The organism is Kitasatospora sp. NPDC091257 (genome assembly GCF_044757675.1).
In the GTDB taxonomy this organism is placed as follows: domain Bacteria; phylum Actinomycetota; class Actinomycetes; order Streptomycetales; family Streptomycetaceae; genus Kitasatospora; species Kitasatospora lactacystinica.
On sequence record NZ_JBIVVI010000118.1, the window covers coordinates 1 to 12,142 of the forward strand.

The 12,142-nt window shown below is 72.1% G+C and carries 18 protein-coding genes; 14 read left to right on the top strand and 4 right to left on the bottom strand.

Translation table 11 applies throughout. From position 1 onward, the window contains the following. The 13 genes from ACIQOV_RS08250 to ACIQOV_RS08310 form a co-directional block, all read left to right on the top strand. On the top strand, positions 1 to 522 hold a 522-nt coding region (locus ACIQOV_RS08250; protein WP_401046270.1), incomplete at its 5' end, for a hypothetical protein. A 137-nt stretch (positions 523 to 659) separates the two neighbouring features. Then, complete coding sequence (locus ACIQOV_RS08255) at positions 660 to 1,112, top strand: NUDIX domain-containing protein (protein WP_401046274.1); 453 nt, start codon at positions 660 to 662, stop codon at positions 1,110 to 1,112. 122 nt (positions 1,113 to 1,234) lie between these two features. Beyond that, positions 1,235 to 1,681, top strand: a complete 447-nt coding sequence (locus ACIQOV_RS08260) for a Pycsar system effector family protein (RefSeq protein ID WP_401046275.1) — start codon at positions 1,235 to 1,237, stop codon at positions 1,679 to 1,681. 34 nt (positions 1,682 to 1,715) lie between these two features. Continuing rightward, a complete protein-coding gene (locus ACIQOV_RS08265; protein ID WP_401046277.1) occupies positions 1,716 to 2,240 on the top strand; it encodes an AAA family ATPase in 525 nt (174 codons plus the stop codon). An 83-nt stretch (positions 2,241 to 2,323) separates the two neighbouring features. Continuing rightward, positions 2,324 to 2,671: a hypothetical protein gene (locus ACIQOV_RS08270; protein WP_401046280.1), complete on the top strand. Its 348-nt coding sequence runs from the start codon at positions 2,324 to 2,326 to the stop codon at positions 2,669 to 2,671. A 228-nt stretch (positions 2,672 to 2,899) separates the two neighbouring features. Beyond that, on the top strand, positions 2,900 to 3,640 hold the full coding sequence (locus ACIQOV_RS08275; RefSeq protein WP_401046282.1) for a hypothetical protein: 741 nt from the start codon (positions 2,900 to 2,902) through the stop codon (positions 3,638 to 3,640). A gap of 135 nt (positions 3,641 to 3,775) precedes the next feature. Continuing rightward, positions 3,776 to 4,252 carry a hypothetical protein gene (locus tag ACIQOV_RS08280; RefSeq protein ID WP_401046285.1) on the top strand — a complete coding sequence of 159 codons (477 nt, stop codon included), beginning with the start codon at positions 3,776 to 3,778 and terminating at the stop codon, positions 4,250 to 4,252. A gap of 23 nt (positions 4,253 to 4,275) precedes the next feature. Further along, a complete protein-coding gene (locus ACIQOV_RS08285; protein WP_401046287.1) occupies positions 4,276 to 4,725 on the top strand; it encodes a hypothetical protein in 450 nt (149 codons plus the stop codon). A gap of 304 nt (positions 4,726 to 5,029) precedes the next feature. Beyond that, the gene (locus ACIQOV_RS08290; RefSeq protein ID WP_401046289.1) at positions 5,030 to 5,788 is read left to right on the top strand and encodes a ParA family protein; all 759 of its coding nucleotides are present in this window, start codon (positions 5,030 to 5,032) and stop codon (positions 5,786 to 5,788) included. Next, positions 5,785 to 6,849 (top strand): ParB/RepB/Spo0J family partition protein, encoded by a 1,065-nt coding sequence (locus tag ACIQOV_RS08295; RefSeq protein ID WP_401046291.1) that lies wholly within the window; start codon positions 5,785 to 5,787, stop codon positions 6,847 to 6,849. The genes ACIQOV_RS08290 and ACIQOV_RS08295 overlap by 4 nt, the downstream gene beginning before the upstream one ends. A 228-nt stretch (positions 6,850 to 7,077) precedes the next feature. Then, the gene (locus ACIQOV_RS08300; RefSeq protein WP_401046292.1) at positions 7,078 to 7,515 is read left to right on the top strand and encodes a hypothetical protein; all 438 of its coding nucleotides are present in this window, start codon (positions 7,078 to 7,080) and stop codon (positions 7,513 to 7,515) included. 146 nt (positions 7,516 to 7,661) lie between these two features. After that, the gene (locus ACIQOV_RS08305) at positions 7,662 to 7,856 is read left to right on the top strand and encodes a hypothetical protein (RefSeq protein WP_401046294.1); all 195 of its coding nucleotides are present in this window, start codon (positions 7,662 to 7,664) and stop codon (positions 7,854 to 7,856) included. Positions 7,857 to 7,920: 64 nt separating this feature from the next. Then, on the top strand, positions 7,921 to 8,766 hold the full coding sequence (locus ACIQOV_RS08310) for a PIN domain-containing protein (RefSeq protein WP_401046297.1): 846 nt from the start codon (positions 7,921 to 7,923) through the stop codon (positions 8,764 to 8,766). An 86-nt stretch (positions 8,767 to 8,852) separates the two neighbouring features. Here ACIQOV_RS08310 and ACIQOV_RS08315 read toward each other — a convergent pair whose 3' ends face one another. The 4 genes from ACIQOV_RS08315 to ACIQOV_RS08330 form a co-directional block, all read right to left on the bottom strand. Further along, positions 8,853 to 9,329 carry a hypothetical protein gene (locus ACIQOV_RS08315; RefSeq protein ID WP_401046299.1) on the bottom strand — a complete coding sequence of 159 codons (477 nt, stop codon included), beginning with the start codon at positions 9,327 to 9,329 and terminating at the stop codon, positions 8,853 to 8,855. A 549-nt stretch (positions 9,330 to 9,878) separates the two neighbouring features. Next, positions 9,879 to 10,109: a hypothetical protein gene (locus ACIQOV_RS08320; RefSeq protein WP_401046302.1), complete on the bottom strand. Its 231-nt coding sequence runs from the start codon at positions 10,107 to 10,109 to the stop codon at positions 9,879 to 9,881. 87 nt (positions 10,110 to 10,196) lie between these two features. Further along, positions 10,197 to 10,406 carry a hypothetical protein gene (locus tag ACIQOV_RS08325; protein ID WP_401046304.1) on the bottom strand — a complete coding sequence of 70 codons (210 nt, stop codon included), beginning with the start codon at positions 10,404 to 10,406 and terminating at the stop codon, positions 10,197 to 10,199. Positions 10,407 to 10,423: 17 nt separating this feature from the next. Continuing rightward, positions 10,424 to 11,344: a hypothetical protein gene (locus ACIQOV_RS08330; protein ID WP_401046306.1), complete on the bottom strand. Its 921-nt coding sequence runs from the start codon at positions 11,342 to 11,344 to the stop codon at positions 10,424 to 10,426. Positions 11,345 to 11,460: 116 nt separating this feature from the next. Here ACIQOV_RS08330 and ACIQOV_RS08335 point away from each other — a divergent pair. Continuing rightward, positions 11,461 to 12,142, top strand: a 682-nt coding sequence (locus ACIQOV_RS08335) for a hypothetical protein (RefSeq protein ID WP_401046308.1), incomplete at its 3' end; no start/stop codon positions are given.

Below are 12,142 nucleotides of genomic sequence, written 5' to 3' on the forward strand. Positions count from 1 at the left end.
GGTGGCGTGTCCACCCCGGCCTGGGAGGCGATGGCCCGCTACGGCCGGGCCGCCGAGGCCCGCTTCGCCTCCGAGGCCCCCGACGACGACGAACTGCAGAACTGGATCACCCTGCCCAACGGCATCCGCCTGGCCGGCAACCGCCTCCTCCGCGGGGCCGCCGCCCGCGACGCCGCCGAGCAGCTGACCGCCCGCGTCGCGGCGCGCGGCCTGGACGCCTCCCGGATGGAGACCGGAGGCGACCCGATCTACACCATCACCCCGGACCCCGAGCACGGCGCCCTCCTGAACCAGTGGGCGCTGATCCTGCTGACCGCCCCGGCCCCGACGCGCCAGGACTACCTGACCGCCCGCTACCTGATGTTCCAGGCCCCGCGGACGAAGAAGGGCAGCGACGCCGTGACCAGGACGTTCATCGTCGCGGTTGGCGCCGTCCTCCTCGGCGACCAGGCGCCCGCCCTGCGGGCCGACATCGACCTGCGCAGCTACGTCCTCGGCCAGGCCGCCGCCTGCCAGCCGTAACCCGCCGGCACACCCCACCCGGCGTCCGGGCACCGACGCCGCCCACCAGCCCTCCACCCGCTCCCGGGGCGGTTCGGGCTGGCGCGCGGCGCGGCCGCCCGGCCGAACCCACCACACACCCACTCAGGAGAGTTGAGATGGCCGAAGAAGTTGTTGAGCCCATTCGCTACACCGCCGACGTGGTCGCCACCACGCCGGGCGGCCGTGTCCTGCTGATCGAGCGGGGCTGGCCGCCCTTCGAGGGAGCGTGGGCGCTTCCCGGCGGCCACATGGACTCCGGTGAGACGAGCCGCGACGCGGCCGCCCGGGAACTGGCCGAGGAGACCGGCGTGCGGGTGGACGCCGCGGACCTGCTCCAGCTCGGCGTCTGGGATGCCCCGGGCCGCGACCCGCGCGGCCGGTACGTCACCGTCGCCTACCTCGCCGTCGTCCCGGACAGCACCCCGATCGCCGCCGGGGACGACGCCCGCACCGCCCGCTGGTGGATGTGGAACGACCTGCCGCCGCTGGCCTTCGACCACTCCAGCATCCTCGCCACGGCTCTGCGCGGAGAGTCGGCCAACCCCGACCCCATCATCACCGAGCTCTGACCGGGCACTGACGCTGCCCACCACCACGCCCCGCCACCCGGCCATCCAGGCCGCGGCGGCGGGGCGCCGCGGTGTGCGGCGCGGCCACCGGCCGGCACCCACCAGGGAGGGGAACACCCGAGATGGACACCACCACGGCCGACCAGGCCCTCGACCGCGAACTCGCCGCGGTCGTCAACGAGATCGGCCGAACCGATTCGAAGGCCTCGCTGGTGCTGGGCCTCGACGGCGTACTCGTCGCCGCCGTCGCCTCACTCGGCAAGGCCTCCGGCTACGCGCTCGCCCTGGTCGCCATCGGCGCCATCGCGATGGTCGCGGCCGCCGTCCTGGCCGTCCTCGTCGTCAAGCCGCGCCTGGACCCCACCAAGTCCAACGGCTTCTCCCGCTGGGCCGCCTGCGACCCGGACCACCTGCTCCAGGCCCTCGCCGACGACGTCCGCCCCCGCCGCCTGCACGAGCTGTCCGTGCTGTGCGAACGCAAGATGCGCCTGCTGATCTGGGCGGCCCAGCTCAGTGTCGTCGCCGTCCTCACCATCTCCGCCGCAGCCGTCCTGTCCGCCGCGGCCTGACCAACCACCACCCCGCACCGGAAGGAACAACAGCATGACCCCCGACGACCACACGATGACCGCCGCCCGCGCGCCGATCGCACCGGGCACGCTCGTGGCCCTGATCGGCCCGGCCGGGGCGGGCAAGACCCAGTTCACCCACGGCGTGCCCTCCCACGAGGTCATCTCCCTCGACGAACTGCGCGCCCTGGTGAACGGCGGCGACCCGGGAGATCAATCGGCCACCGCCGAGGCCGTCCAGCTGCAGAACCTGCTGCTCGACGCCCGGCTGCTTCGGAACCGGACCGTCTACTGCGACTCCACCAACGTGGAGGCCACGGTCAGGGCGGGGCTGGTCGAGCGGGCCCGCCGCCACGGCCGGCCGCTCCTGGCGATCGTGCTGACAACGCCGCTCGACGTCTGCCTGCGTCGCAACTCGGAACGGCCGGCGAACCGGCGGGTGCCGGAGGACGTACTGCGCTGGCAGCACCAGCTCGCGGTCGACGCCCTCCCTGGCCTGGAGGACGAGGGCTTCGACGAGATCCGCCTCTACCCGGCGGTGAACCGCTCCGGGCGCTGAAACCGCAACCACGATCCGCGCCCAACACTGACACCCCGACACAACCGCCCGGCCACCCAGGCCGAGAAAGAAGGACAGCCACCATGACCACCCAGACCGCCAAGGAGTACTACACCGCGCACTGCCAGAGCCTGCGTGACTACGGCGCCCGGCTCGTCACCAACGGACCGCGCCCCGACCACGCCCTGGCGTTCACCCTCATGGACGGCCACCACTTCCTGCCGTTCCCCAACCAGGCCCGCACCAGCACCGTACGCGCCGCCGTCCGCCGCGCCCGCAAGCACCACACGATCTACGAGTACGACACCACCGACCGCAGCGGCGCCAAGGAGCACGTCGTCTACATCCGCCACGCCGCCGGAACGTGGAGCAACGTCCAGGACGTCGTGGAGATCTACGTGATCCCCCAGGAGACGCCCGCCGAGCTGTGAGCCCGACCGCCAGCTGGTCGACCTCGCCCACGAGCGCCGCGCGGTCGCGGTCCTGACCGACGCCCCCGCACGGCCCGCTCTGCGAGATCCGCCACCACCGCACCGGGCACTGACGCTGCCCACCACCGCGCCCCGCCCGCCCGGCCACCCAGGCCCGGCAGGCGGGGCGCCGTGGTGAGCGGCGCGGCCGCCCGGCCGACACCCACCCACGCCCCCTCGGAGGCACCCGTGACCGACACCCTGCGCACCCGCCTGGCCCGCACCGCCCTCGACACCGCCGACAGCCTCGCCATCGTCACCGCCGGGGCCGCCACCGGCCTCACCACCTACCGCACCCTCACCCGCCGCCGGCCCGAAATCCGCATCACCCTCGCCCTCGCCGTCGGCGCCCTTGCTGCTGCCGCTACCGACCAGCACGCCTACAAAGCCCTCGCCCCGCTGCGCCGTCGCCTCGGCGCCGAGCACCACGGCCCGGTCCGCGAGGCGGTCCCGACGCCGACCCGAGAGCAGCTGACCGCCGACGCCTGCGCCGACGCCGCACGCCGTGCCGCCTCCGGCGCCGCTCGCCTCGACTGCGGCCACGGCGCCCTCACCAAGGCGGAGAACTGGGCCGGAAACCCGGACGGCAGCGCGACGTGCGAGATCACCGCCACCGCGCGCCTGCTGGCCGTCCCCCGCCCGACCGACCGCGACGGCTACGCCAGCCGCACCTACCTGTTCGCCCGGGACGGCGAGCGACCGGTGCCGATCCACACCATCGCCGACCTGACCGCGCTCCTGGACGGACCCGCCGCCGACACGGCACAGCCCGCCGATGGCGAGCAGGAGGACGGCGACCCGTGGGCCGTCCTCGGCAAGGACCTCGCCATCGCCGAGCTCCACCCCACCGCGGCCGCCGACGACGAGGACCAGGCCGACCAGGACGACGACGACCAGGAGGCCGAGGCCCACGCCGCCGGCCTGCTGTAGCCGACCGCTCCCGACGGCGGACCGCCCGTCCCCGAGTACCAGCCCGCCACCCACCGCACCTGACAACCCGCCACCAACCCGGCCCCGGCCCGCACCCCATCGGACCGGGCCGGTGGCCGGAGGAGACCACGCACCATGACGATCACGCCGATCCCCCGCCGCGGCCTCTACGCCACCTACCCCAACGAGCGGCTGCGCCCCGGCACCCCGAACCAGCCCTGGGAGCTGTGGCTCACCGGCACCAACGCCCTCCTGCCGATGCCCGACCTCGCCACCGCCCTGATGGCCGCTGCCGAGCACAACGCCCTGGCCGTCGACCTGGCCGTCGACCTGGACGGCGGCTCCCCGATCCGGGCCGTCAGCTACGCCGTCGTCCTCCAGCACGGCTACGCCTGGCGGCGCCGCGGTGCGGCGAGCCTCGGCGCCAGGGTGGCCACGCCTTCGCTGTGCTGGACCGCCAGGTGCGGTATCTGCGGCGAGATCGTCGAAGACGAATACATCCCCCACCACCCCAGCCCCGAGGACGCCGCCCACGACGCCGCCCGCACCCAGGCGCGCACCCAAGACGACACCCCTGAGCAGCCGGACCCGAACCAGCTCACCTGCCTGTAGGCCCAACACCCGAGGAGGACCACGTGCGCCGCATCATCGCTCCCCGCCCCGACAGCCCGAGCAGCCAGGCCGTCGGTGTGGACTTCGACGAGACCCTGATGTTGGTCGACAGCCGCGGGTGGATGGACGGCCAGGTGTACGGCGAGCCGATCCCCGGCGCCATCGAGGCCCTGTGTCTGCTCGCCGCCCATCGTGCAGTCTTCGTCTATACCGCCCGCCACCGCCGATTCCACGAAGCCGTCGCCGACTGGGTAGCCCGATACAGCGGGCTGATGACCCGGGTCAACGACGACCCCGACCGGGCCTACTGGACTGAGCGAGGCGAGATCCTGGTGACCAACCTCAAGCTCGGCGCCGCCTGCTACATCTGCGACAAGGCCGTGCACTTCGACGGCGACTGGACCGCCACCCTCCCCATCGTCACCCGGGCCATCGGCCTGGACGCGCTGGGCAGCCACCGTCCTCCTCTCTGATCCTCAACATCGCGAAGGGCCCTGTCCTTCCGTCCTCAAGGACGGAGGGACAGGGCCCTTTTGCGTTTCGGGCGAGGTCAGAATTTCTTACCTTGCTCCGGGGACAGCCACTCGACTGACTCCGCGGAAGCGGCCTCGGTGCCCGTCGACAACACGGAGCGTCGATCAGATCGCGAATTGCGCGGCGGTTTTACGGCCGTAAAACCGCCGCGCAAGCCTCGCCGGGACCTCTCTGATCATCTGAGAGGATGTTTCCCGTCCATCCGAAGTACCGGGTTCCCGGGAAGTAGTCGGAGAGCAGTACATGCCCTACATCACCGTGCTCTTGAACCGTAAGGGCGGGGTCGGCAAGTCACTCTTGTCGGTCAACCTCGCCGCGGTCTACGCCGAAATCCTCGGCTGCAACCCCGTCGAAGGCGAGATCGCAGGCGACGGTCCGTCCGTGGCGGTCGTTTCAATAGACCCCCAGGGCACCAGCATCGAACATGCCGAGAAGGTCAGGAAGGCCGGCAGGCCCGTTCCCTTCCGCGTGGTCGACGCGAGCCAGAGCCTCGACAAGCTGCGCCGTCTGCGCAGGGCCAAGGCTGACATCATCATCGTCGACACCCCGGGCTTCATGCCGCTGAAGGCAGAAGACGACGACGAGTCCATCGATCCCCTCGGCGACGGAACCACCGGAGACGCGCTGCGAGCCGTCCTCGACGTCGCCGACGACGTCATCGTCCCTCTGGAAGCAGAGGGCTCGGCCTTCACTCCGACCAGGGTCACCGTGGAGCGGGTTCTCATCCCCCGCCAGATCCCCTACGGCGTGGTCGTCAACAACTGGGACCCCCGTGACGGCACCGCGGACCGCGACCGCACCATCAGTCTCGTCCAACGCCGAGGCTGGGAGCTCTACAACGCCACCGTCCGTCACTACAAGCCGCACACCCGCGGCATCACCAACGGACGGTTCTGCACCCAGTACGAGTCCAACCACATCGCCACCAAGGCCAAGCAGGACTTCGTATCCCTGGCCCTGGAGCACCAGCTCCGCCGCCAGAAGTACGCGGGGGGTCGATGATGGCCACGCGCGAGTTCGACGACTTCTTCGGTGACGGCGATGACATCCCGGTCGTCGACACCCGGGCCGATGGCCGCCTGCTTCGTGTTCCCCTCGGCCGGCTCTCCGCCAACCGCGTCAACCCGCGTGCCGACTTCGGCACCGAGGCCGAGCTGATCGACCTCGGCAAGAGTCTGCAACGCCGCCAGATCCAGGCATGCCCTGCGGTCAGCCGCAGCGCCTACCTGAAGCTGTGGCCCGACCACGCGGAGAAGATCGGTGATGTCGACTATGTCCTTGTCGCCGGTGAGCGTCGCTACCGCGGCGCCACAGCCGCCGGCAACCCCGCCCTGGACTGCGTTGTTGACGACGGCTTGGCCAAGGACCGCAAGGTGTTCATGGAGGCCGTGGTCTCCGAGAACGTCGACCGGCAGAACTTCGACCCCATCGAAGAGGCGTATGCCGTCCGGGCCCTCGTGGCCGAGTTTGGTTCCAACCGTGCCGTAGCCCAGCACTTTGAGCGCGTCGACGGCTGGGTCACCCAGCGCATCCTCCTCACTCACCTGGCCTCGGAGGCCCAGGACATGGTGCGGAAGAAGACCATGCCGCTCGAAGCGGCCCGGTCGCTGGGCAAGCTGGCCCGGGACAACGAGTGGGACCCTTCCGAACAACTGGCATGGTGGCAGGGCCAGCAGGAACAGAGGGCGGCGGCATCTGCTGAGCGGTCGGCCGCCAAGAAGGCGGCCAAGAAGAGCACTGCCGGCACACCTCCGACAGGCGAGCCAGCCGCCGATCCTGAACAGCCCGGGGCTGATCCGTTTTACGGCCGTAAAACGGGCCCGGCCGACCCCGCGTCAGCGGAACCGGCCCCCCGGAAGCAAGAACCCCTCGTCGAGGCGGAGCAGGAGCACGCGCCAGCCGTTCCCGGACAGGCCAAGCCGGGAGAACAGCAGCCCAAATCCTTCCCCTACGAGGACGGTGCTGCCGCAGCTCGCCACCTGATCCACACGATGCCGGCCGGTGAGTTCACCAAGATGCTGGACCTGCTCAACAAGAGCGAACGGGCCGTAACCGCCGCTTGACCAACCCGGCGAGCGGTTCGGCGGAAACGGCGGCGGCCCCATCTCTACCGGTGTGGCCGCCGCCGTTTCCGCATGCGACGCGAGGAGACCGGCGCAGCGCGCCTTGCGCTTGATCAGCCATGGACCTCGAACGACGAGGCCACCTCAACCTAGACTCCGAACACGCCCCCAGCCCAGCCACCCGCAGGCATACTTGACCCCACTGAACAGGCAATCCGGGAGAGCAGCGTGGCGTCGTGGAGAGATGCGGTTCAGCCCGCACTCCGGGTACTGCTCCAACAAGACGAGCACCTCGACCCGCACCTGGAACTGCTGCGCCTCAGCGTGGAGAACCAGGACATCGCGGCCAACAATGTCACGGTCACCCTGGTCCTGGACGGCGCACTCGTCACAGGGACGGTCGTCTCCACTGAGACCTGGGAACGTCTGCACCTCAGCCAGATCGGACAGCATGACCCAGACCTGCGTCGCGCGGTCCGGGAGGCGCTGGCGCACCTGGACCAGGCCGCCGAGGACGGGCGCCGCCGCCGGAGGCCTGATCCGCGCTTCCTGCACCTGAGGGATGTCACCGTCCGCTCGGGCCGCACCGCCCGCAGGCTGCCGGCCTGGCGAGGGCTGCTCGCGTCGGTCAGCGGCTGGAGCGTCGGCGAGCCGGACGAACACTGAAAGGCTCGTGGGCTGCCCGCTGGTAGGGAAGCGATGTCGTACGGCGCGTTGCCGGGTGCGGGCCGTCAGCTGCGGCGGTTGGGGTTCGGCGGCACCTCGGGTGCCCGGTGCCCGGGCAGGTGGACGGTGGGTGGGTACTGCGTCGGATGGTGAAGGAAGCGATCGGGCACCTGGACAACGCCGCCGACGAAGGCTGGCGCCGCCGCGAAGCCGACCGACGCTTCCTCCACCTGCGCGATGTCACCTACCGATCCGGCCGCACCACCCACGCGTTGCCGGTCTGGCGCGGCCCCGTGGTCGCGGTCAGCGGGTGGACGCTGGGTCAGCCCGACGAACGCTGACGCAGGCCGCGGTCAGTGCCCCGATTCCCTGGCCGCCGTCGGCGTTGGCTGTCAGGATCCCCGCATGCGAATCCGACCCGGGTACACCCTCGACATCGTGCAGGCCGACCTCGACTACGCCCTGCAGAAGTGGAAGAACCTCTACAGCGACCAGAACTATCTGTTCGGCCGCTACATCCAGACAGTCACCGACACCCACGACCGCCTCGCCCAGGCGATCGCCGAGCCGCGGCTCGCGGAAGGGCTGCTCGCAGGCCACTACTGGCAGCTCGTCGAGATGAGAGGCGCGACCGAGCTTCACGGCATCCTGGTACTGGAGGTCCAGCAGCAGATCGCCGCGATCGAGGACGCGCAGCGGCAGCTGAAGGAACTGCGGGCCTACGCTGGGCGGCCGGGTGTGCCGGTCGTCTACGACACCAACATGCTCAACCACTGGAAGCAGCCGGAGGACGTCGACTGGAAGACACTGCTCAGCGGCGAGGGGCTGGACGGCAAGCGCGCCCGCCTGGTCGTACCGCTTGTGGTGATCGACGAACTGGACCGGCAGAAGTACGGGGACGGCGCCCTTGCCCGCAGGGCCGCCACTGCGATCCGCTACCTGGAGCGCAAGCTCGACAGGGCGGCCCCCGGGGAAGCGGTGAAGCTGCGCGAGGGCGTCACTCTGGAGGTCCGCCTCGACCCCCCGGGGCACCGCCGCGCCGAGCCCGACCTGGAGATCCTCCGCTGCGCCGCCGACCTGGACGGGCTTGTCCCCGGCGTGGGTGTCCGGGTCCTGACCGACGACTACGGGATGCGGCTGCGCGCCCAGAGCATGGGCCTGGCGACGCTTCGCCTGCCCGCCGCCTACCGCAAAGCCAGCACCGGAATGGACACGGCGTCCCACGAGGTGCCGGCCCCGGCGCGGAGGTAGTCCGTTGCCGGGGCCCACGAGCCTGGCCGCAGGACGGGTCCTAACAGCCAGGTTGACCCGGGTTCGTGAGCATCGGGCAGGGAGCGCTAGTTGCGGTCGATCAGCAGCTCGTGCTTGTCATCGACGCGGCCCTCGACGCGTAGGAAGACCGCGGGGAGGTTCTCCTGCTCGTCGCGGACGATCTCCGCGAGCAGGGTCAGGAGCGCCTCGCCGGCGTTCAGCTCGAACCATTCCCCGGCACCCGTTGCCGCTGCGAGCCATTGTCCGCCCGGGCCGTGCCCCTCGACGAATACCTCCAGCAGGAATTGGCCGTCCCATTCGCGTACCTGGACGGCCGTGATGCGGTCGCCGCGCACCAGCATGCTCTGACCGGTCGGCCATCCCGCCCGAACCTCCAGCCACACCTGCGAGCCCATGCGGTTTGGCAGACTGCCCAGCAAGGCGTGAGCGACCGCGGCGAGCCCCTCCCCGGCGGCATCGGTGAGCAGATCCGCGCCGGTCCGCAGGCTGGCTTTCTTCGCCAGCACGGACGCCTTCACCCGGTGATCGGTTCCATTTTCCATAGGGCTCCCCTTTCCGAACTGCGCCGCCCGGTACTGCCGGACAGCCAGGCAAGCCTGCCCGGCCCCGAGGTCTGGCATGCCTCAGCAGCTCTAGCGGTGGACGCCGTGGGCTCGGCCAGACCCACGATCAGCTGGGCGGCGCACGGCCCGAGCTGCACCCGGGCGACCAGCTCAAGGTGCTGGCACGGGTGGAAGCCAGCACACCGGCCGACGAACAGCCGTTGTCCTCGCTGCTCGCGGCGGGCATCGGTAGCCCCCTCTCTATCGGAGCCTGGCGCTCGTGCAGTGGTTCACCGCCGGAGCGGTCACCCGCCGCCCCTGACCCCTGACCCCTGATCAGGTGGCCGTCCTGCGCGCGGACGGCGGTGAAGACCCGCTGGGGCCTGTCCGTCGATGTCCGGGAGCGGGAGGCGATGGAGCGGCTGGCCGTGGGCTGCCCGGACGAGACGCTGACCGTGACCCTCGCCCGCTGACCGGCGCGGCGCCCGCTTCCCCGGGTCGGGCCGGGAATCCGGCGTCGACCCGGGGAGGATCACCGTCGTTCGGTCCTCAGGCCGTCGCCTCTCCCGTCTGCGGGCGGCCGGCCTGCTTGAGTTTCATCGTTGCCTTGTGTCGATCCTCCACGCCGGCCCAGTGGGGGTGGGCGTGCAGCTCGGCGCTCACGGCGCTGAACGCCGCGCGGTTCTCCTCGTTCGGATCGGCGGCCCAGGCGGCCTCGGCCGCGTACCAGCGCCGCTGGAGTTCGAGCAGGTAATGAGGGAAGTTGTCGGTGTCGGACACCGGCACATCGTAGATCGCGCCCCCGTACGGACAACGCGGTGGCCGGGACCGTCATCGTGGTCCCGGCCACCGGATGCCTCGGGCCGGTCAGTCGTCGTCGGAGGCGAGGCCGCCGGGGCCGAGCGGCCGGCGGGCGCTGCGCGGGGGCTGCTGCGCCGGGTCCGCGGGAGGTGCCAGGGCCAGGGCCTTGGCCCGCTCGACGGCGGTCAGCCGGGCCTCGGGGGCGGGTTGGTCGGCGAGCGGGTCGTCGGGGGTTTCGGGGGAGGGGCGCCACAGCGGGCGCCGGTCGGAGGTCATGATCGCCAGTCTGGCAGTCAGTCGTTGCGCCAGGCGCGGCTGCTGCCGATGAAGTAGGCGGTGGGGTCGATCTCCTCCGCAGCGTCGGCGTCGGCGATGTTCAGGTCGCCGTGCCACACGATGTCGGTGCCGTCCGGCAGCACCACGGGAGCGGCCCGCCCGTCGTCGTCCAGGCCGTGGGCGACGGCGATGCGTACGTGCGGGGCGCTGAGCAGCCCCTGGTCGGAGCTGTGCCCGTTGGTGCAGACGTAGGTCGCGTCGGGCCCGTCGACCAGGACGGTCCCGCCGGGCAGGGTGCCGCACGGCGCGCAGGCGACCGGGACCGCGCCGACGGCCATGCCGCCGCTCCAGCGGTACACCCGCCCGCCGTCCATCCGGACCGTCAGCGGCCCCGCCGGGCGCGGCGCCCGGGGCAACCGCTGCTCGGCGGTCTCGGTGGTTCCGGCCAGCAGGGCGAGCAGCGGTTCGACCTGGCGCGCCAGCGCCGAGGGCCGCGGCTCGACCATCGTGGTCGGCTCGGCGGGCATCCGGACGTGGATCAGCCGGCGCTGGATGCGCCACAGCGGACTCTCCGGCCGGTCCCGCCCCGCCTTGCGCAGGTCCCGGTAGGGGCTGTGGCCCTGTCCGCGCAGGACGCGCTGGACGCGGGCCTCCAGGTGCCACGCCAGCCCCCGCTCGTCCACGGCCAGGACGGACCGCACCGCGTCCAGCGGGACGTCCTCGACCGCCACCGCGCGTTCGTCGGCCTCGACGTAGAGGAGGAGCGCGAGCGCGCCCAGACGGTCCCGGCAGGGGTCCTGCTCCCAGCCCGGGCCGAGCAGCCGGGCCGCGCGCGCCACGGCGTCGCGCCAGGCGGCCGGTGCCGTGCTCCAGCACAGCAGGCCCATCGCGGTGGGCAGGTCCGCCAGGACGCGGCGGGCGGTGTCGGAACTGCGCATGAAGCCTCCTCGATCTGTACCCGTCACCGTAGCGGCACGGCCCGGCCCTGGTGCCGGGGAAGCGGCTCGGTTCGCTGACGCTTGATCACTCGAACATGTGCTCGAATAATGGGGGTATGACCGCAGCCGTCCCGTTCTCCCGCCGCCCGTACCCGACGGCGCGGGCGGGCGACGCCGTGCGGGCTCCCCGGGAGCTGATGACGCTGCCCGGGCTGCACCGCGACGTGCGGCGCTGGCACCTGGTGGAGGTCCGGCTCGGCGGCGGGTGGCGGCCCGCGCTGCTGAGCGTGTGGCGGCGCCCGCCCGCCGGAACCGGCTGGGTCGTCCACGTCCGCTGGGGCCCGGACGGGCCGGGCCCGGGCGCGGAGGAGTGGGCCTGGCTCCTGTTCGACGAGGCGACGATCCGCCCGTTGCCCGAGCCGGCCAGCCCCGCCCCGCTGGCGGACGCCGTCGTGGTGCCGAAGGAGATGACCGGCACGCCCGCCCCGGACGACTCCGGCCGCTGCTGGCGCCTGGCCTGGATCCGCACGGACGGCCGCTGGCGCTCCGGGGTGCTCACCGAGCAGCGCCGACCCGCGCCCGACCTGCCGTGGATCGCCCACGTGCGCTGGGGCGAGGACCGCCAGGCCGGCTGGGTGGTCGCCGACCCCACCGCGGTGCGCCCGATCACGGGAGGGTCGCGGGACGCCGCCCCGGCCGAGCCCGCCGCACCCGAGCCCGCCGAACAGCCCGGTGGCGATCCGGTCCGCCAGCGCGGGGTCGTTCGCCAGCGCGCCCAGGGTGTCGGCCGCGTCGGCG

Excerpts from the sequence above, each read along its gene's own strand:
- ACIQOV_RS08255 (WP_401046274.1), top strand. The coding sequence starts at position 660 with ATGGCCGAAGAAGTTGTTGAGCCCATTCGCTACACCGCCGACGTGGTC.
- ACIQOV_RS08260 (WP_401046275.1), top strand. The coding sequence starts at position 1,235 with ATGGACACCACCACGGCCGACCAGGCCCTCGACCGCGAACTCGCCGCG.
- ACIQOV_RS08265 (WP_401046277.1), top strand. The coding sequence starts at position 1,716 with ATGACCCCCGACGACCACACGATGACCGCCGCCCGCGCGCCGATCGCA.
- ACIQOV_RS08270 (WP_401046280.1), top strand. The coding sequence starts at position 2,324 with ATGACCACCCAGACCGCCAAGGAGTACTACACCGCGCACTGCCAGAGC.
- ACIQOV_RS08280 (WP_401046285.1), top strand. The coding sequence starts at position 3,776 with ATGACGATCACGCCGATCCCCCGCCGCGGCCTCTACGCCACCTACCCC.
- ACIQOV_RS08290 (WP_401046289.1), top strand. The coding sequence starts at position 5,030 with ATGCCCTACATCACCGTGCTCTTGAACCGTAAGGGCGGGGTCGGCAAG.
- ACIQOV_RS08295 (WP_401046291.1), top strand. The coding sequence starts at position 5,785 with ATGATGGCCACGCGCGAGTTCGACGACTTCTTCGGTGACGGCGATGAC.
- ACIQOV_RS08305 (WP_401046294.1), top strand. The coding sequence starts at position 7,662 with ATGGTGAAGGAAGCGATCGGGCACCTGGACAACGCCGCCGACGAAGGC.
- ACIQOV_RS08310 (WP_401046297.1), top strand. The coding sequence starts at position 7,921 with ATGCGAATCCGACCCGGGTACACCCTCGACATCGTGCAGGCCGACCTC.
- ACIQOV_RS08315 (WP_401046299.1), bottom strand. The coding sequence starts at position 9,329 with ATGGAAAATGGAACCGATCACCGGGTGAAGGCGTCCGTGCTGGCGAAG.
- ACIQOV_RS08325 (WP_401046304.1), bottom strand. The coding sequence starts at position 10,406 with ATGACCTCCGACCGGCGCCCGCTGTGGCGCCCCTCCCCCGAAACCCCC.
- ACIQOV_RS08330 (WP_401046306.1), bottom strand. The coding sequence starts at position 11,344 with ATGCGCAGTTCCGACACCGCCCGCCGCGTCCTGGCGGACCTGCCCACC.